The sequence below is a fragment of the Vibrio sp. TBV020 genome, assembly GCF_046056895.1.
In the GTDB taxonomy this organism is placed as follows: Bacteria; Pseudomonadota; Gammaproteobacteria; order Enterobacterales; family Vibrionaceae; genus Vibrio.
Map to the genome: position 1 here is coordinate 1,506,808 of NZ_JBEEAQ010000003.1, position 18,656 is coordinate 1,525,463.

General features: G+C 44.2%; 17 protein-coding genes. 9 read left to right on the top strand and 8 right to left on the bottom strand.

The window, feature by feature from the left end; genetic code table 11:
* Positions 1–44 precede the first annotated feature (44 nt).
* On the bottom strand, positions 45–1,403 hold the full coding sequence (locus tag AAFX28_RS14975; protein WP_408688815.1) for a hypothetical protein: 1,359 nt from the start codon (positions 1,401–1,403) through the stop codon (positions 45–47).
* Positions 1,404–2,015: 612 nt separating this feature from the next.
* On the opposite strand from AAFX28_RS14975, the gene glgC reads away from it, so the two are divergent.
* Positions 2,016–3,242 (top strand): glucose-1-phosphate adenylyltransferase, encoded by a 1,227-nt coding sequence (glgC, locus tag AAFX28_RS14980; protein ID WP_408688816.1) that lies wholly within the window; start codon positions 2,016–2,018, stop codon positions 3,240–3,242.
* Positions 3,243–3,284: 42 nt separating this feature from the next.
* On the opposite strand, the gene AAFX28_RS14985 is transcribed toward glgC, so the two are convergent.
* The 3 genes from AAFX28_RS14985 to AAFX28_RS14995 all read right to left on the bottom strand — a co-directional run bounded on the left by AAFX28_RS14985 (position 3,285) and on the right by AAFX28_RS14995 (position 7,146).
* On the bottom strand, positions 3,285–4,286 hold the full coding sequence (locus AAFX28_RS14985) for a metal-dependent hydrolase (RefSeq protein WP_408690882.1): 1,002 nt from the start codon (positions 4,284–4,286) through the stop codon (positions 3,285–3,287).
* Between the two features lie 212 nt (positions 4,287–4,498).
* Positions 4,499–6,007 (bottom strand): DUF3360 domain-containing protein, encoded by a 1,509-nt coding sequence (locus AAFX28_RS14990; protein WP_408688818.1) that lies wholly within the window; start codon positions 6,005–6,007, stop codon positions 4,499–4,501.
* 257 nt (positions 6,008–6,264) lie between these two features.
* Positions 6,265–7,146, bottom strand: coding sequence for a LysR family transcriptional regulator (locus AAFX28_RS14995; protein ID WP_408688820.1), 882 nt, complete (start codon positions 7,144–7,146; stop codon positions 6,265–6,267).
* A 117-nt stretch (positions 7,147–7,263) separates the two neighbouring features.
* On the opposite strand from AAFX28_RS14995, the gene AAFX28_RS15000 reads away from it, so the two are divergent.
* The 5 genes from AAFX28_RS15000 (at position 7,264) to AAFX28_RS15020 (ending at position 12,198) form a co-directional block, all read left to right on the top strand.
* Positions 7,264–7,944, top strand: coding sequence for a pirin family protein (locus AAFX28_RS15000; protein WP_408688822.1), 681 nt, complete (start codon positions 7,264–7,266; stop codon positions 7,942–7,944).
* Between the two features lie 56 nt (positions 7,945–8,000).
* Complete coding sequence (locus tag AAFX28_RS15005; RefSeq protein WP_408688823.1) at positions 8,001–8,621, top strand: isochorismatase family protein; 621 nt, start codon at positions 8,001–8,003, stop codon at positions 8,619–8,621.
* Between the two features lie 2 nt (positions 8,622–8,623).
* On the top strand, positions 8,624–8,845 hold the full coding sequence (locus tag AAFX28_RS15010; protein WP_408688824.1) for a hypothetical protein: 222 nt from the start codon (positions 8,624–8,626) through the stop codon (positions 8,843–8,845).
* A 530-nt stretch (positions 8,846–9,375) separates the two neighbouring features.
* Positions 9,376–11,055, top strand: a complete 1,680-nt coding sequence (locus AAFX28_RS15015) for a hypothetical protein (protein WP_408688825.1) — start codon at positions 9,376–9,378, stop codon at positions 11,053–11,055.
* A gap of 36 nt (positions 11,056–11,091) precedes the next feature.
* Complete coding sequence (locus AAFX28_RS15020; RefSeq protein WP_408688827.1) at positions 11,092–12,198, top strand: hypothetical protein; 1,107 nt, start codon at positions 11,092–11,094, stop codon at positions 12,196–12,198.
* Here AAFX28_RS15020 and AAFX28_RS15025 read toward each other — a convergent pair.
* Both AAFX28_RS15025 and AAFX28_RS15030 read right to left on the bottom strand, forming a co-directional pair.
* Positions 12,088–12,606, bottom strand: coding sequence for a hypothetical protein (locus AAFX28_RS15025; protein ID WP_408688829.1), 519 nt, complete (start codon positions 12,604–12,606; stop codon positions 12,088–12,090). The two genes, AAFX28_RS15020 and AAFX28_RS15025, sit on opposite strands and share 111 nt — an antisense overlap.
* A 45-nt stretch (positions 12,607–12,651) precedes the next feature.
* Positions 12,652–13,992, bottom strand: a complete 1,341-nt coding sequence (locus AAFX28_RS15030; protein ID WP_408688830.1) for an MATE family efflux transporter — start codon at positions 13,990–13,992, stop codon at positions 12,652–12,654.
* 104 nt (positions 13,993–14,096) lie between these two features.
* Here AAFX28_RS15030 and AAFX28_RS15035 point away from each other — a divergent pair, with 104 nt between their 5' ends.
* Positions 14,097–15,050, top strand: coding sequence for a LysR family transcriptional regulator (locus AAFX28_RS15035; protein WP_408688832.1), 954 nt, complete (start codon positions 14,097–14,099; stop codon positions 15,048–15,050).
* 5 nt (positions 15,051–15,055) lie between these two features.
* Here AAFX28_RS15035 and pncB read toward each other — a convergent pair whose 3' ends face one another.
* The gene (pncB, locus tag AAFX28_RS15040) at positions 15,056–16,279 is read right to left on the bottom strand and encodes a nicotinate phosphoribosyltransferase (protein ID WP_408688834.1); all 1,224 of its coding nucleotides are present in this window, start codon (positions 16,277–16,279) and stop codon (positions 15,056–15,058) included.
* 184 nt (positions 16,280–16,463) lie between these two features.
* Between pncB and AAFX28_RS15045 the strand changes: the two genes are divergently transcribed.
* On the top strand, positions 16,464–17,120 hold the full coding sequence (locus tag AAFX28_RS15045) for an isochorismatase family protein (RefSeq protein ID WP_408688835.1): 657 nt from the start codon (positions 16,464–16,466) through the stop codon (positions 17,118–17,120).
* A gap of 70 nt (positions 17,121–17,190) precedes the next feature.
* Here the strand turns inward: AAFX28_RS15045 and AAFX28_RS15050 are convergent, their stop codons facing one another.
* Positions 17,191–17,529 carry a thiamine-phosphate diphosphorylase gene (locus AAFX28_RS15050; RefSeq protein ID WP_408690883.1) on the bottom strand — a complete coding sequence of 113 codons (339 nt, stop codon included), beginning with the start codon at positions 17,527–17,529 and terminating at the stop codon, positions 17,191–17,193.
* 348 nt (positions 17,530–17,877) lie between these two features.
* Between AAFX28_RS15050 and AAFX28_RS15055 the strand changes: the two genes are divergently transcribed.
* The gene (locus AAFX28_RS15055; protein ID WP_408688837.1) at positions 17,878–18,582 is read left to right on the top strand and encodes a class I SAM-dependent methyltransferase; all 705 of its coding nucleotides are present in this window, start codon (positions 17,878–17,880) and stop codon (positions 18,580–18,582) included.
* The last annotated feature ends 74 nt before the right edge of the window (positions 18,583–18,656 follow it).

The following is an 18,656-nucleotide window of genomic DNA, read 5'->3' on the forward strand; positions in this document are numbered from 1 at the left end:
CAACAAATAGCCCGCATACAGCGGACTTTCTGTCGAATCACGAACTACTTCTTTGCTTTTTGTTTTACATTCCACAAAAAATGACTTGGATTCGCCGTGAGTTTTGATTTGTAGTCGCTATGTGATTTCATTCCACTAAGCCCTGCTATGCCAGTAGCAATCAAACTTGTCCCGCCAGTCACGACACTAAGACCTAAACCCGCTACAGCAATTACTGCTTCAGCAAGATGAGTATTTCTGATGTGCTTAATTTGAGGTGCGATCTGGCGCATCTGTACTTCGAATAGTTCATGCTGAGTATCTTCGATAATTGCTTTCACGCGATGAGGGTTAGTTTCATGCCTCGCTTCACGCAGTCCTTTTTCTAATTCAGCACGGAATGACTGGAATGCTTCACCGTCGTTGTTTCGGATAGACATCAAATCAGCAGAGGACACTTGTTCCAAGAATGGCACGTCCATTTGTAGCGCACAATTTAATGTATTAGCTTGAATATCCGTACTCCCAACATTCATGTTAAGCAGATTGCTTTCAAACGGATGTTCCGTACCAAACATGCAGCCAAGGTATTCAGATAACGCTATGCGCTTACTTAGTTCAATGAAGTGATTACGTGCGGTTTGATTTACAGATTGATTTACCCAAGCTTCAAAATCAGCTTTATTGGGTGGCACAGAGGACTTAGTTTGAATGATGGTGAATACGTTTTCTTTATCAGTCGGTTCAAATTTTGTGGGGTTTAATAGATAACCCATAGCGAAGCCACTTTCCATACCTTGAAAATGAATGCTGATGTTTCTACATGGATACAGATCTCGCATTACGAGCATTCGTCCATTGTCGTTTTGAACACTTCGAACATCTGCACTAGCTTTGTACTGTTCTAAGACGTTTGGAGGTAAGCAGTCTTCAAATCCAACATCTGAGTAGAGCAGTGGTACTTCAGCACCCTTTTCAAGTTCAAAAGTAACTGGGTACAGTTTGACGTAACCACCTGCTACTAACGGACGCAATTCAATCAGTCGAACCGCTGCTTTGGCTAGTTTCTCGCGGTCTACTTTTGGGGTTGACACCATACCCATAAATGACGTTAGGGCTTCTGTAGCTTGGGTTCTAAAGTCCGTCAGTTTAAAGACTGGATCTTCAACTACAACTTCTTCTAGATACAGTGCAGCCTGTTTTAGATGAGAAATATGAGACAGGGTGTCAGTTGCCAAGCAACTAACTACACCGTTAGATTTCACTACATCGCGTATTTCGGGCAGTACCTTTAAGCAGTATTCACGATACTTGATAAGTTCCTGTTCTAGTACAGCGTCTGACAAACCGCTGTAAAATCTAGTTACGAGTGTACTATCAAGTAGCAACGAATCATTTAAGGAGTCGTATGCATAGCTTCCCATCGTTTCTAAATCCGTGTTGATAAGGCTTCTGTATTCTATCTAGTTTCGAGTGCTAAGTAATTGAGTTGAAGTCTGTTTTGGAGATAAAAGATCTATGATCTGACTTGACGAGGTTAGTGTCTACGACAGAGTACCAAGCACTGAGGGTTTTAATTAGCATCAATTCTTCCCGAACATTAGCCCAAGGAAATATATGGAGCTATTCCATTGGCTATATTGACTGAGAGGGGCGTTTTCTGTGTTCCCTCCAAAATAAGTAGAGAGACACTAGGAAACGTTTAATTCTAAACATCACACTCTTGGTATTCATGGTTGGAGCTTAGAACCTCCCCATTGGTTTACATCTCGTATCTCTTGTTGTTAGGAGAGGGGACGAACTGAATAGCGAACGTGATAAGTGCAGCTATATGTTTAACTGCAAAGATTGTTGAAATTGGCAAAGGACGAATGCAAACGCACCAACTCGGTGCTCTTGTGTTGATATGTGCTCACCAACATAGTGCAGAGAAAATTTAAGTTTAGCTAAACCATATAAAAACCAATGAATTATAAATGGTCCAATTCTTGATGCTTATTTGAGTATCTCCCCCAAACGTTAAATTAGAATCAAGGATGACGACTATGCAAGATGTACTCACAATAATACTTGCCGGAGGTATGGGCTCTCGCTTGTCTCCGCTTACCGATAATAGAGCAAAGCCTGCCGTACCGTTCGGTGGTAAATACAGAATCCTTGATTTTACTTTATCCAACTGTCTCCATTCAGGTTTGCGGCGTGTACTTGTTCTCACTCAGTACAAATCGCATTCGTTACAAAAACATCTGAGAGATGGCTGGTCTATCTTCAACCCAGAACTTGGAGAATATATTACCGCCGTACCGCCGCAAATGCGTAAAGGTGAAAATTGGTATGAAGGAACGGCAGATGCTATTTACCAAAACTTATGGTTACTGGACAGAAGTGAAGCCGAATATGTGGTGGTGTTATCTGGCGACCATATCTACCGTATGGACTATGAACCTATGCTTGCTCAACACAAAGCAACGGGGGCCGATCTTACTATTGCGTGTATGGAAGTCTCTATTCGTGAAGCGAGTGCGTTTGGTTGCATTGGCACCGATAGTGAACGAAAAATTGTGGCCTTCGAAGAAAAGCCAGAAAACCCACCAGCGACACCGAAGGACAAAACCAAAAGTTTAGCTTCTATGGGGATCTATATTTTTTCAATGAAAGCGCTGGTTGAAAGTTTAGAGTTAGATGCAGGGAATGATTTATCTAGCCACGATTTTGGCAAAGATATCATTCCTAAGCTCATCGATAAGCAGTCTGTTTATGCCTACCAATTTGGTGACGAACAAGGCCGCGTTAGTAGAGACTCTTATTGGAGAGATGTAGGAACGATCGATTCATACTATCAAGCAAACATGGATCTTTTGGAGGCGGTTCCCCCAATAGATCTTTATCAGCCTAATTGGCCAGTGAGAACCTTCGAACGTCAATACCCACCGGCTAGAACCGTGTCATCAGATACGGGAAATGAAGGTATCTTTATTAACTCTATTATTGCTAACGGTGTCGTGAACTCTGGAGGTTCGGTTCATCATTCCATTCTATCCGCTAACGTGAGAATTAATGACGGGGTAACCATCGCTGACTCCATCTTATTTGATGGTGTTCAGGTCGGAAAAAATAGCCAACTACAAAACTGTATAGTGGATAAACACGTGAAGGTCCCACCTAATACTAGAATTGGCTTTAATCCTACTGAAGATGCTCAGCGTTTTCATATTTCAGAAAATGGGGTAGTCGTAATTCCTGAAAGCTACCGTTTCGATTGACCAAAAAACGGATCAGTAGAAAATCACTTTCGATTGGCTTGGCTAAAAATCAAATAGCATGTCGGAGAAGAGCTGTCTCGATTCTAAACTATTGTCACGGTGTGTTACGTATTTGACATGGTCGTCCGCACTTGCTGATGGTGACAGCGTGATACTCCATAGTGCATTGAACTGATTTGGTACCATGGAATATCGTACATCTATGATACTGAGTTCGCCGTTGGGGGATCTCGCTAGAAAGTCGTTTGAAAACTGCCTGAAGCGTTCAATGTCTTTACCTTGTTGCGAATTAAGGTCGAGCCAAGGAAAATCCCGACTTAGGTTTAGCTTTGCGATGCTCTCACCGGGATACGTTTTTATTGAACCAGCCGCTCTAATGGCATCAACATGGTAGTCCTCCGCTGTTTCGTAAATGACCTTCCAAACCAAAATATTCGCGAAAGTCGGCTTGGCTTCCAATCGAATCGGTATGTGTTGTCGTTCTTTCGCGAGTTGCCATCCTATTGCCTCTGCTCTGTCTCTTTGAATCATGCCAAGCGTGGGATAAGTTAACGCCCAAACAACGGCAGTACGGGCTAGCCAAGCGTTTCGTTTTAGCATTGTGAAGACGAGCAATATCAATATAGGAAGGGTGAAGGCTGGATCAATCACGGACACAACATTCCAGGCGTAACGCTCATTGGTTAAAGGCCAAAACAGCTGAGTACCATAAGAGGTACAAGCATCTAACAATGCATGAGTACTATACCCAAGTGCGCTATAAAGCCAGTTTTGTTGAAATGATAGTTGGAGTTTTTTACCAAATAGCGGGTATAAAACCAGAGCACATAAGAAACTGCCAAAAGGGATAAAAAAGAGTGAATGGGTAAACTGTCGGTGGAACTCTAAGAAGAGTAAAGGATCGCTTTCAGACCGAATCAATACATCCAGATCGGGTGCCATTCCAGCGACTAGCCCAAAAAAGCCGGCGGCGAGTAAGTGCTGTTTTTTGCTCGCCGATAGAGAGAGGGAAGCGCCCAGTACACCTTGCGTTAGTGGGTCCATCATTAACTCTTTGATTATGTATTAGTTAATAGTAGATGATTCGATGAGCTTCACCACCGAAAATGCCAGTAATGTTAGTGAACGCCGCACATTGCCACTGACTTTAGTAACTCAATTCTCCTATGTCCCACTCCTGATACCAGCGAGCTGTATTCTTAATGAAGAATCGAAAAAACGGTTTAGCACCACAGTACTAAACCGTTTTAATCTGGTTAACGAAAGCTAGGGATAATTGCAGGAATACGAGGAAGAAGGCCAACCAACGCCATCACACTTGTTAGTACAACAAACATAATGCCCGGCAACACCCAACGGCTCATTTTACTCAGTTCTCCGCTACGTTCTTTACATCCTACCAAGCCTAAGTTGTCTAACAGCATGGTGAGAGACCAACCAAATGCAGGGTTAACCAGTGCTGAAGAAAATACAACAATCGCTGCCGATTGAGTTGTCTTGCCTTCACGCGTCATCTCCATGCCTGCTTCTAGCAATGGCACAAATACCCCAACAATCAGTGCAACACAAAGCACAGGCTGCCAGATAGCCAAATCCATTGGGTAACCCCAAACAGCGGCGATGATGCAGAATAGAGCAGTTAGCAGAGCTCCGGCAGGAATAGGGCGTTTAGCGATCGCTGCAGGCACAATGTATGTCCCCCATGAAGAGGTAAAGTTAGTACCACCGAGCAAAGAACCGAAGGTTTGACGAATTGACGCCGTGGTCATGGTATCGTCAATGTTCATATGTACTTTTTCGGTGCGTTCTGGATAGCTGATCTTTTGAAACACTTGGTGGCCTAAGAAATCTGGCGACCACATAGCCACGGCTAAAATTGCAAAGGGTAATACCACCATGAAGTGTTCAATGGTCGGCAGGCCTAGCATCCAACCTGTATTCTCACCCCACCAATACATAGGGTTCATGTTGGGTAAACCAGGCTCGGTTTGAAAAGAAAACGGCGCGCCCATGGTAAAAGCAATGCTGCCACCCAGTAAGCAACTAAGCGGAACGGCTAACCAACGTTTACGAAAATGCTCTAATAAGGCGTATAAAATGATGGTGCAAAAGATGACGACAAAAGCAATATGACTCATGTCTATTCCTTCAGCCCAAGCGAACAGCTTTTTGACTTGAGAAACCGTTCCAACAAAACCTAAGTAGAGCAATAAGCCACCACACACGCCTTTACTGGTGAGATTGGCCAACATACTGCCACCTTTACTGATGGCCAGCAGTAAGCCAAAAGCGCCAATCAACAAGCCAAAGGCCATTGGGTGACCGCCAGCGGCAACAACAATAGGAATTAGAGGGATAAGTGGGCCGTGTGTACCTGCAAGGTTAGCTGTTGGCAATAAGAAGCCAGAGAAAAGAATAATGAAAACTGAAGCTATCAGTAATTCATAACGAACATTTTCTAGAATAAATCCTTCATTTAGTCCTAGAGCTCCGGCAAAGGTTGCTGCAATAGCACCCACCATCACCACTTTACCAATGGTTGCTGCCATTGCTGGAATGGTATCTTCTACCTCGAATCGATAATCTTTAGACGGCAAGTTCGGGCGCCAGCGCTTTGGCGACATGATTTGTAGTTCGTGTTCTAGATACTGTTCCCGGGAATTAAATTCCGATCTTGGTTTGTGTTGTTGTTCATAAGTGAGTTCATCCTCATTAGTTTGAGGCTTATCTGCTCGTAGGTGTACGGACTCTAAAGTGCTGCTCATTTTGATTCCTTTCATTCACACTCTGTGGTGTGTTGTTGCAACAAACGTTGTTTACTCACGACACTTAAATAAACGTAATCATTTAAGTTGTTAGTACCTTAAACCAAACCGAAAAAAACAAATAGTCTCAGTCGGTTAGACATTAGTCGTAGAGTTAGCCTGCAAGTTTGAGGGTGTTAGATAAGCTAGGTGGAATGTAGTTATAAACAAATAAGGCCTCACAATCGTGGGGCCTTATTTGTTGTATCGTTCTTCCTTTATTTTAATGCATTGCTTAAAAAATCCAGCAACGCTCGAACTTTAGGAGTTGCACCTCGGTGACTTGGGTACAGCGCGTAAAGTTCTACCGGTTTAAAGTGCCAATCAGCTAAAACGTTAATGAGCTTGCCATTGTGTTCGAATTCTCTTGCCATATAGTCGGGGAGCTCTGTGATCCCCAACCCTTGAACTGCCATACGTTTGAGCATTGAAAAGTCGTCACATCGAACACTTGGCTTAAAGGTAAGGTGATGCTGTTCCTCTCCAGAGAATAACTGCCAATCGGCACTGCGTTCTTTCGCGCTCATCAGCATTAAAGGGTGTGACAGTAACTCACTAGGATGGGAGAGTGTTTCAAACCCACGATCTGGTGCAGAGTAGAGCCTTAAATTGATTGAGCATAGACGTTTGGCGACTAAACTCGAATCCGCAAGGTCACCGACTCGAAAAGCAAGATCAAACCCTTCCTCGATAAGATCAACTCGCCTGTTGGTTAACGTTAAGTCCAACTCAATATTTGGATTGTTCAAGCAAAAATTGGCTAGGTGCTCCGAGAGTAGAGATTGCCCGACACCGAGCGAGGTACAAATCCGTAATCGTCCCTGAGGTTTCTCTAACATGGATTCAACGGCGCTGTCGGCAGCATCGAGTTCATCTTTAATGCGACGGCAGTATTCGTAATATCGCTGTCCTACTTCAGTAAGGCGAAGAGAGCGAGTTGAGCGCTCTAGTAATCGCACACCTAAGTGAGTTTCAAGTCGAGTAATCTTACGGCTGATATTCGATTTTGGTGTGTTGTAAGCCTCTGCGGCACCCGTGAAGCTGCCTTGCTCGACTACCGTGGTAAACACCATCAAATCGTTTAAATCACAATTGAGCATTAACGTTCTTATTGTTATCAAATATCGAACAGTATTGTATCAATCGCCTTATATATCAACATTCGATACCAAACTATTCTACTTCCATCAGCTAACAAACTTACAAAGGAAGCGACGATGGAAATGTTAACTCTTGAACAACTACCTCAAGGCGGCTTTGCAGGCCTAAAAGAAAAACAGGTCGTGACCGATTACCGTGTTTTCGGTGCGCGCAAACACCCTAAGGCTTCAAACGGCATTGGTAACTGTGTCTACCTAGCCGATGCGAACTTCGTCCCATACGGGGAGACGGGTATGCACCCACATCGTGAAATTGATGTGATCAGCGTGATGGCGAAAGGCAGAGTTAGCCACAAAGGTTCGCTGGAGCACGGTAAAGGGCTAGTCGCGGGTGAGGCGCAAGTTCAACGTGCAGGTGGAGAAGGTTTCGCTCATAACGAAGTAAACCCAGATGGTGTGCCGAACCAATTGATTCAGCTATGGGTGCTGCCTGAAACAGCCGGCGAGCCAGCAAGTTATCAATCTTATACCCCTCAATCGAATCAACGCACACGAATTTATGGGGGCAGCAAAACGCAGTCTGAGACTTTCGATAGCCACACCATTATTGAAGTTGTGCAAGCAGAAGAAGGTTACCAAACACAGCATCAAGGCGAAGTATTGGCTTACTTAAGCACTGGCCGAGCGCAAATTAATGGCGTTGAAATAGAAGCAGGAACACTCGTTCGAACCGAAGAACTTAGCTTCACGGCACGCGAAGAGAGTCAGCTCATTCTTGTTTTTACCGAAGACTTTTAATGACAACCGCTTTATCAGAACCACAGAAAAATAAATGAACCAGTGAGGGATACACAATGAAAACGAAATATTCAGAGTTTCTAACTGCAGACAATGCAGTGTTAGCCATGATCGATCACCAGACCGGCTTGATGGTTGGACTTGGCGACGAGCATCCAACGGTATTAAAGAACAATATTGTGGGATTAACCAGAACCGCAAAAGCGATTGGCCTGCCAAGTGTGGTGACAGCGAGTCTACCAGAAGGCCCGAATGGACCAATCATGCCTGATATCACCAACATACTGGGCGATGACGTCATTGAACGTGAAGGACAAATTAACGCATGGGATAGTTTGGCGTTTAAGCAAGCAATAGAAAAAACGGGGCGTAAAAAGATCATCATGGCTGGAATTGTGACAGATGTGTGCCTACTGTTTCCTGCGCTGTCGGCAGTGGAAGAGGGGTATGATGTGTATGCGGTGATTGATGCGTCGGGCACTTGGAACAAAACCGTGCAAGAAGTGACTGTGCAGCGCCTGACTCAAGCAGGGGTGAAAGTGACCACCTGGGCCTCTGTTTTAGCAGAACTGATGAATGATTGGCGCAGTGATCATGGTGAAGCGCTCGGGCAGGTTCTAGCAGACCATACGACGAAATACGGCTATGTCATGAACAGCTACTTTGCGAGAGGTTAATCATGGAAGGCGTTGAGCAATCGACGCCACCTTCTCGGCATTGGGTGGCGTTGTACACATTTATTATTTTATTGCCGTTAGTCTATCTCATACCGCCTTTGGTGTTTGAGCATATCTCGCAAAATAATGCGATGGTGACCTTTATATCCGTTGCAGTCATAGTTCCTTTGGTTTCCTACCTATTCTTACCAGCGGCAATTAAGCTGCATCTGCGTTTTTCATAACAGAACGACAATCTTCAAAATGTAAAAAGCCCCACTCGAAAGTGGGGCAGGAGCTAAAACATATACTACGAGCCTACAAGATTCGATTGCTTTTTCACGTATTAAACGTTATTCAGAATACGGTGCTGCACAATAAGTAGTCAATTATTGTGCATATAAAGCATGAGGTGAATAAAGTTATCTCATGCTTTTTGTGTATTTATGAATAGTAAGTTGAGCTTTTTCGTTCTCAAACAGAGCCGTATGTTTGTCTGAGTTCTTATCCATATTGTGATTTCTATCAGATTTCTATTATTGATTTTCATTCTCAAAGAAATTTCTGGCGAAGTGCTAAATGACTAATTTATAAAATAACACGTGATTATGGTTTGACGTCTCTCGCATTTATATTGCAAATAAGTGACTGAAATTAATAACCATTAAAAATGTCAATAACGAAAAAGTGGCACAAGGTCTCAATCTTGTAAATCTGATCAACGAATATTACTTTTTTAGCGACGTTGGTTAGTGCAACAATATGGATAATATAAATGAGACTTAACGCTATTTCGCTAGCGCTTGGGCTGGCTAGTGCTGTCGTTCTTTCAGGATGTAATGATGATAGCTCTACGACAAATACGACCACACCTTCTACTCCTTCTGCCAGCGCCAGTTATAGCGTTACCGCTATCGATGGCTATTTGCGCAATGCTCGTGTTTGGTTAGACCTTAACGGAAACTATGTGCTGGATGAAGGTGAGCCTAGCGCTATCTCTGGTGATGGTGGAGTGGCGGATCTTGACGTAACAGGCATCGAAAATCCTGAACAGTACCCAGTGGTTGTTCAGGCCATCGCAGGGCAGACCATCGATGAAGATGAGCCGAATGTGACGGTGGCAAACGACTACATGATGTCTGCACCTCCAGGTGAGCAAGATGTCACCCCCTTAACGACTCTGGTGCATGTTCTTATTAAGCAAAATACAACTGATTCTGCTAGTGCTGCAGATGTTGAGGCTGCTAAACAAGCCGCGATTCAACAGGTCGCTGATCAGCTCGGCTTAGATGAAAATCAAATCTTGGGAGACTTTGTAGAATCAGGTGTACAGGCCGCGGCGTATGCTGCTGAAAACTTAGTTGACTCTAACGTTCTCCCTTCCACTCCTACTGAACTTGAGCAAGTCGCCGAGAACGAGGAAGAAGGGACCAAGTTCTTTTCTGTGACAGCCTCAGTCAACAATGAAATCAAGAAAAAGATCGAAGAAGTCGCTGGGGATAACAGTAAGACATTCGAAAATGTAGGTGGTGCTACTGATGGCGTCGACTTTTCTAATGACAGTGACAACGACGGTGTACCGAACGACCTCGATGACTTCCCTAATGACCCGACCGAAAGCCTTGACTCTGACGGTGATGGCACCGGTAACAATGCGGACCTGAATGACGATACCGTCAATGGTGAAGATGATATCTATCCAGATACCATTGATGCCTTTCCTACCGATCGCTCACGCGCAGGAGACCATGACTTAGATGGTGTCGATAGTGTGGATGATGTATTCCCACAAGATAAAACGGAGTGGAGTGATAACGATAGCGACGGATATGGCGATAACATCGACTTGTTTGATGATGACTCAAGTGAATGGGCCGATGCAGATGCCGATGGTTATGGTGATAACCAAGATCCGTTTGACGATGACCCAACAGAGTGGGCAGATGCGGACTCAGATGGTTACGGAGACAATCAAGACTTGTTTGATGATGACCCAACCGAATGGGCAGACGGTGACAACGACGGGTTAGGTGACAATGAAGATGACCAGTACCTCAACGATACCGATAACGACGGCTACAACAACGATGTGGATGAATTCCCTACTGACGCAACCGAGTGGGTCGATGCCGATAGTGATGGACTTGGTGACAACGAGGATGATCAGTATCCGAATGATTCAGATAACGATGGTTATACCAACGATGTTGATGCTTTCCCTAACGATCCTAGCGAATGGGCAGACGCTGACAATGATGGGTTGGGTGATAACGAAGATGATCAATATCCAGGGGATGGAGACAATGACGGCGTAGCTGATGACAGCGATAACTGCCCGGCAACGCCAAATGCAGACCAAGCAGATGAAGACAACGATGGGCTTGGTGATGCGTGTGACTCGAACTCGGCACTAACTTGGGACAACACCAATTGGGATGATGCGACTTGGCAATAGCCGACTCGATGAAATGAAATTGAAAGGACATAAGAAATGAAATACACAAACACAACTTTGTTGGCTACAAGTATCAGTCTGCTTTTTGCATCGTCTGCGTTGGCGGCGGTACCACACACATTTAGCTCGGGCACACCAGCACTTGCCAGTGAAGTTAATGCTAACTTCTCTGATCTAGATACGCGTGTATCGGATTTAGAAGACTCAGCAACGGATGCGTATACGACGGTCAGCGTCGACTGTGACGATGACTCAGCAGCACTAGCGACTGCACTTGAAGATTCACGTAACACTTCTACGCGGACTACATACAACATTACCGGTACTTGTGATGCAGTTGAAATCACTCGCAACGATGTACGAATTGACGGCGGAGGAACAGCGTCAATTGCCGCGTTCAACGACCCTGATTGGGATGGAGAATCAGTATTTATTGACGGTCAATCAAATGTTCGCCTGCAGAATCTAACGTTAGAGGGCAAGGTGTATGCACGAAACAATTCCAACGTTCGTTTCGAAAATGTGGTGTTGCCGACAGGAGTACCGGACGGTGATGAGTATGTGATTAACGTGGATATTCGAACTTCTTATCTGCGTATCAATGGCGGGTCGATCAATAACCTGGCTTTACGAGCAAGTAGAAACTCGACGGTAGATGTTAAAGATAGCGTGACGGGCAGTGCAGACCAAGTGATGTCCGATGTGAATTCGTCAGTTGTGATTGATAATGACACAGTGAACTTGGGTATCGTTGAAGCAATTGGAAGCTCATTCATTTTCGCAAATGCGATTAACGCATCGAAAGTCGTATCTGAAGGAGGCTCTGTTGTTGAAGCGGATGCGATGACAGTATCAGGCAACATCGAAGCCTATGGAAACTCTCGCTTGGCGGTTTGGGGCGATGCGTCAGTTACCGGTGAAGTATTGGTATCGAAAAACAGTTCATTCAGTGTTTCTGATGGCGGTGGTTTAACTGCAAGTACCCTCGAGTGTCAGTTTGGATCGACGTTTGATATTGAAGGGGATGTGGATCTAACAGGTACCTTTGATTGGGATAACTATATTTCCCTTAATCTGCACCAAAGTTGCCATGGTCAAATTGGTGGCACATTCAATGAATACTTTGGCATTGAACCGAGCTAACGGCTCACGTTCTTTACCTTGATACCAAGAAGCTGGCATTGCGTTTTGCAAGCCAGCTTTTTTTAATGCTCTTAGTTCCTGCTGTGTAATGGCAACATAATCTAACAGGCAGTCGATAATTCGCTGTAGAGTCGCAGGAGTCAATTCACCATCACGCCAATAGCGCTTGATTTCTCCGATGATAACTTCTAATGGCACGATGGGCTCTAGTACAGAATCAGAGAGTTGGGTGAACTTTACCGAGCGAGTAACACTTCGACGAGCCTCTTCCCAGTCTGGTTTACCACCTTTAGTCACATAGCCGCATTTATAGCAGTAATAGCTAAAAAGAAAGCGTTCGATGTGATGCCACCTCTCGGCCTTCACTTCGAGATAAATATGTTCTAGCTCGATATCTTGATCGGTCATAGGTGTTAGCGAAGTATAAAGATGTATTTTATGGCAGTGTATTGCCTAGCTCATTGCCATCGCAAGGGAATTTGAATTACGTTGTTTCTTAATCGCGATCAGAAGCTGAACCAGTAACAAGACGCCAGTGACACCTAAGCCAATGCCTATACCGCCCCAAATACCCGCCAACTCGTAGTTTGGTATAAGTAACCATGCTGCTGGTAGGCCAAACAACCAATAACCGATAGCAGTTAACATCGTCGGGCCCATAACAATCTTCATACCGCGAAGTAGGTTAATGGCCAGTAACTGCCACGCGTCAACGACAAATGAAAGCGCAACTACCCATAAAACCATGGTCAGTAAGTTAGTTAACTCAACATCGAGGCTGAAGATGTTCGCGATAACTTCAGGCCACAACATAAAACCACCGGCTAGAACAATACTCAGCGCGGTTGTAATGCCAAAGCTACGTAAGGCAGTTCGTTTAATGCCTTCGTAGTTTTCAGCGCCAAAGTCTTGGCCGACGAGTATCGCCGCTGCTTGTGAAAAACCAAAGTTGATGTTCCACGTAAAACTTAAACACTGCAGCAAGATCTGGTGCAGAGCTAACGCGGCAATACTAATTGTCCCCGCCATTAACGTGCCACCATAGATCAGGCCATGCTCAAGTAGCGCTGCCATGGCGATAGGTAAGCCCATTGCCAATAGTGGTGTCAGCAAAGAAAGTGAATACTCTTCTCGATGTAGCCAAGGAGCAAAGGGCGCGTATTCAGGGCGCTTAAATACCCAAAGCGCGTAACCAATCATCACGATAAATGCTGCTAATGCCGTTCCTGCACCTAAACCAGCTAGGCCTAGATTGAAGGTGAAAGCGAGTAAGTAGCTAATTGGAACGTTCAGTGTGACGGTTAGCAATGACATCACCATGATTGAGCGAACATTACCAAACGCGCTGGTTAAACCGCGTAAAACAAGCAACAGCAGGGAAGGGAGCATTGCCCATTTTAATGTATCGACATACAGCATCGCAGGCGCGGCTAGTTCGATTGGTTGATTTGCGAGCGCGAGCAGTTCTGGCACAAACGTAAAGCTGATAGTCAGCACTAGAGTTAGTATGAATGAGAGCAAAACCGCGCCTTTAACTGCCAGTCTGATTTGTTGATTGCCGTATTCTGGTCTTGCAACACGTTGCCCGTAAGCAATAGCAATTAAGTTCGCTACGCAACCAACGGTGCTGCCCGCGACAATAAACACAAATGAGTAAACTGAAGCCCCTAATCCTCCCGCTGCAATAGCAGAAACACTTAGTCGCGACATCATCCATACGTCAGTCAGGACCAACGCCATAGAGATCATTTGCGAAATAATAAGTGGAATGGCTAGGGAGAGTATTTTTTTCATGAAGCGCCTCGTGATCGTTATCGCATAAAGGTATTCGTTATCCGGTTGCCATTCAAATGACATTTATGCCACTCTTACATGACTTCAGATCATGCGAGCCTGTTATGAGCCCATACGTCAATCTTCCTTATTCACATAATGCTTTAAAAGTATTCGAAACCGTCGCCAGACTAATGAGTTTCACTAAAGCTGCGGATGAGTTAAATGTTACGCAAAGCGCCGTAAGTCGGCAGATCAAGCAGCTTGAAGTAGAGTTAAATTCACCACTATTAGTACGAAAGCACCGAGCGATCGAATTGAATCAACGTGGTAAAGATTTGTATGAAGTTCTACGGCAGAACTACCATAACTTAGACTCATTGATTTCGCAGTGGAAGGCGCCGGCGAAAAAGCGTATTGTCATCAAAAGTGCGTTGAGTTTCGCTACTCGCGTTTTAATGCCCAATGTGGCGCTTCTCAACGATAAATATCCAGATCATGAGATCGTCATTATCCCATCGATTGACGAGGATCCGCACCTAGAATCAGAAGATTGCGATTTGTTGATCATTAACTCTCGCAAGCGGGAGCGATACCAGCATCGTTCGGGCATCACTTTATTGCGTAGCGAATATATGGCGCCAGTCTATGCGCAATCATTATCAGAGAAGTGCATACAGATTGAAGACGTACTTACATTACCTCATTTGCACGCGACTTTAGATCATCAAGATTGGAAACTATGGCTGAACAACGCCAATCTCAAAGGAAAAAAGCTTGGCCGTGACACGGTGTTCTACAGTTTAGACTTGGCACTAAGTGCTTGTCTATCTGGACAGGGAGTAACGGTAACTGATCTATTGCTTGTATTACCTGAACTCAATAGAGAGTTCTTGAAATGCCCTGAAAAGATAAGTTTGCAGCACAGTGAGTGGCAATACTTTTGTTATCAAAACAAGCCAGCTCCGATTGCTAATGAGATTTTGGATTGGCTGGTGGCTCAAACGCAGTCTGACGTCGCACAATTGAAAGCCTTGTGCGACAAATTTGGTTGGTCGACTGCAGAGGTAGAGTGGTAGGGAGATTATGCAGGAAGTGCGAAGCTAGCTTTCAAAATCGCCAGAAACTCTTCACTTTCACACATGGCTTTCTCAGGTTCATCACTGATTTTTGCCACGGGGAGTCCATTGCACTCCGCCATTTTTACCACCATCGAAAGGGGGTGATAGTGCTCAGAGTCCCTTTGCCAAACGCCCATGTCATTGGCTAGAAAGGTTCCAATACCAAAACTAACGCTAGCGCGTCCTGCAAAATACTCACATATATCCAATGCAAGTTCAAAGTTGAGGCTATCGGTAAAAATAAGCTGTTTAGAAAGTGGATCAATGCCTAGCGATTGGTAATGGGCGATGATTTTATCTCCCCATTCAAAAGGGCTGCCCGAATCGTGCCTAACCCCAGCGTAAGCAGTCGCGCGCTCGACGTTAAAGTCTTTTAGAAATGCATCAATGCCGATGGTATCCGTCAATGCTATGCCAAGTTTGCCGCTGAATGTTGATTGCCATTTATCTAGAGCGACTTGTTGAGATTCTGCTGGTTCGGCAAGTACTTGGTGCGCCATAAACCACTCATGGGCAACGGTACCGATTGGAGTTAGATCAAACTCTTTCGCTAGATGATAGTTGCTTGTGCCTGTTAGTAAATGTGGGACATTCGTGCTCAGGTAGTTCAAGACGCCGCGCTGAACTTGTGAGCTAAAACGGCGACGGCTCCCCATTTCAGAAAACTGAAAGTGATGAATTCCGCGCTTTTCAATCTTAGATTGTAGCTGATTTACTTTTTCGGCGAGAACGTCCTCAAATTGCTGAGATGGAATGTCTTTCCAGCGCTGACGGTTACGAACTTCAGAGACAATGCTCATCACCAAGGTTTCATACAAGATCGTTTCGTGCCATATCCCTTTAATCGAGACCGTTAGTTGGCCATCTGTTTGCGACACCGTTACTTGTTGCTGCGGGTAAAATGCAAATTCAGCCAAATAGCTAAGAAAGTCTTGGCTTAAATAGGGCGCTTTTTGAGTTAGGTAGGCAATGTCATCAGAGGTGAAATGGCAACCTGACAGTGCGTTAATCTCTTCCTCAACCTGTTCTGTAAGGTTAGATAAATCTTCATTCGATCGTACGATAAGTTCATAACGCACCGAAGTTTGTGGATAGTGCTTAAAAGCTGCAAACATCATATTGATCTTGTAGACATCTAAGTCAAGGGCGCTTTGAATAATACGGTCGTTGAAAAGTGAGGCAGACATTCGGCCTTCCTATTGTGTTACTAGGCTTGGTGAAGAGTCGCACTCTAGATAAGGCTGAGAAAATTGTCAAATACCTTCTATAGACCTTAATCATAGGTGAAAGCAGGTGTTTTATCCGATAAGTTAAGTATGATAATCAGCTGACACCGTTATTTCATTTTGAACCTTTGCTAGAGTAATCACTATGCCTCTGAAAGTTATACAGTTAAGACGATCTCAAACAGCAGCCGTTGATGTTGACCCCCAAAAAGGGTTTAGTGAACTTTGCCCAAACGAACTGCCAGTTCAAGGAGCTTTGGAGATTGTTAGCGAACTAAAATACAACCACGCTAAGGCGTCCATCAAAATCGTCTCTAGAGACATGCATCCACCTGGCGCGGCTTGGGAAGCTGAAACACCGAGTCAAATGCTTGAACCTGTAGGGCTACCCGAAGTTGATATTAAGTGGAACCCTCATTGTGTGGTGGGAACTAGTGGCGTTGAACTTTTACCAGGGTTGCCTGCTGTTCGAGAATACGACTTTCAGATCAATAAAGGCATTGATCCTGATGCTCACCCATATGGGGCATTTTATCACGATCAAGCAGATACTTTATCTACTGGAGGCATTGAATTTTTACGTTCTCGTCAGATTAAATCTGTGATCGTGGGAGGGCTTGCGCTGGATTTTTGCGTTAAGAAGTCTGTTGAACAACTTGTTGCTGCTGGATTCGATGTTGTTTTGAATTTAGAGGCTACACGCGCTGTGTTTCCTGAAAATAATAACGAGGTGATTGAGCTGCTATCTAGCTTGGGTGTTGAAATTATCGAGAGTTCAGAGTCAATAGTGTTAATTGATTAAGGTGTACTTTTAAAGAGATTGCGAGAGTAGGAAGTTAGCCATCCATGGCCAATGAGCTCTCGCGTAAATATTAGATGCAAAGAGCGATAGTACCAGCCACCATCAGTGCGATCGTCGCGTACCAGAAATACTGAGATTTGTTGTCTGCTACATGCACTTTGATGAAGTTGATTTCTTCGTTCGCCATAACGCAGAATTCATTGTAGTTGATGACGAGTTCGCGCTTCGCGTCTTTTAAGTCTTCTTGCAGCTTGTTAAATGCGTTATCCACATAAATTTTGGCTTCTTGAGTGGTTGCTCCCGCTAAGGTTAAACCATTCCAAACAGCCATTCGTGATTCATACTCGCCTTCACTGACGCAGTTGAGCACGCGTAAATCGTATTCACGCTTAATACGCTCTTTGCTCATTTTTGCAGGACAAATATCTTTTAAATGGTTCACGAAAGTTACTCCAATAGAGATTTTTATAGATGTAAATAGAGCCAAAATAGGCTCAAAACGGTGAAGTCGAATTCACATTCAAAGGTCGATCTATAACTACTTCTATTTAGCAGGGGTTCGTTACTAATGAACTGCATGGTAGTGAGATGGAAAACCGACAGCAACTTAGGGATTTTGTTTAGACGATAAATAAAATTTTCAGTGAGATGTTTTTCCCTTTGATAGCGCTGTACCTATATTTGACAATCACTCGACAATAAAACAGCTTTTGGTGGCTATGATCACACCGCTCGCGAATGTAATTAAGGAATCAACGTGAAATCAGAACTCTACTCAACTCATGCGAAAAAGTACGACTCGGTTATCCAAGATAATATTTACAATGCCCATTTAGAGCGTCCAACCCTGTTGAGTATGTTGGATGATGTCAAAGGTTTAGACGTGTTGGATCTTGGCTGTGGCCCGGGTGCGTATGCTCAGATCCTAGTTGATTCGAAAGCCAATAAAATTACCTGTGTTGATTATTCAGATGAAATGGTTTCACTAGTTAAGGAGAAGCTCGGCGAACGTGTTAAGGCCTACCAACAAGATTTAGCTAAAGGCCTACCTGAAGAGGAGAGTGAGAGCACAGACGTCATGATATGTCCTTTAGTACTGCACTATATTGAAGACCTAACGGTATTTTTTAAAGATGTTAGCCGTGTCTTAAAGCCGAACGGGTACATTGTATTTTCGACCCATCATCCGTTTGCTGATTTTGAGTGTTCTACATCAGGCAATTACTTTGAACGCGAATTAGTTAAAGAAGAGTGGAATACAGTGGGTGACCCTGTTCAAGTGACGTTTTATCGCCGCTCATTGATGGAAATCACGGATGCAATTAATAACAGTGGACTTGTGATATCACAACTTTCTGAAGGTAAGGTTTCAGAGGCGGTTAAAGAGATTGATATGAATGTATATCAACGTTTGTTCCACAACCCGAACTTCATCTTTATGAAATGTCTCAAGCTGGTATAAGCATTAGATATTATCCTCACATCACCTATCAGAGAAGTGTCTCTCGGTTGATTTTCTGAAATTTCGAAAATTAA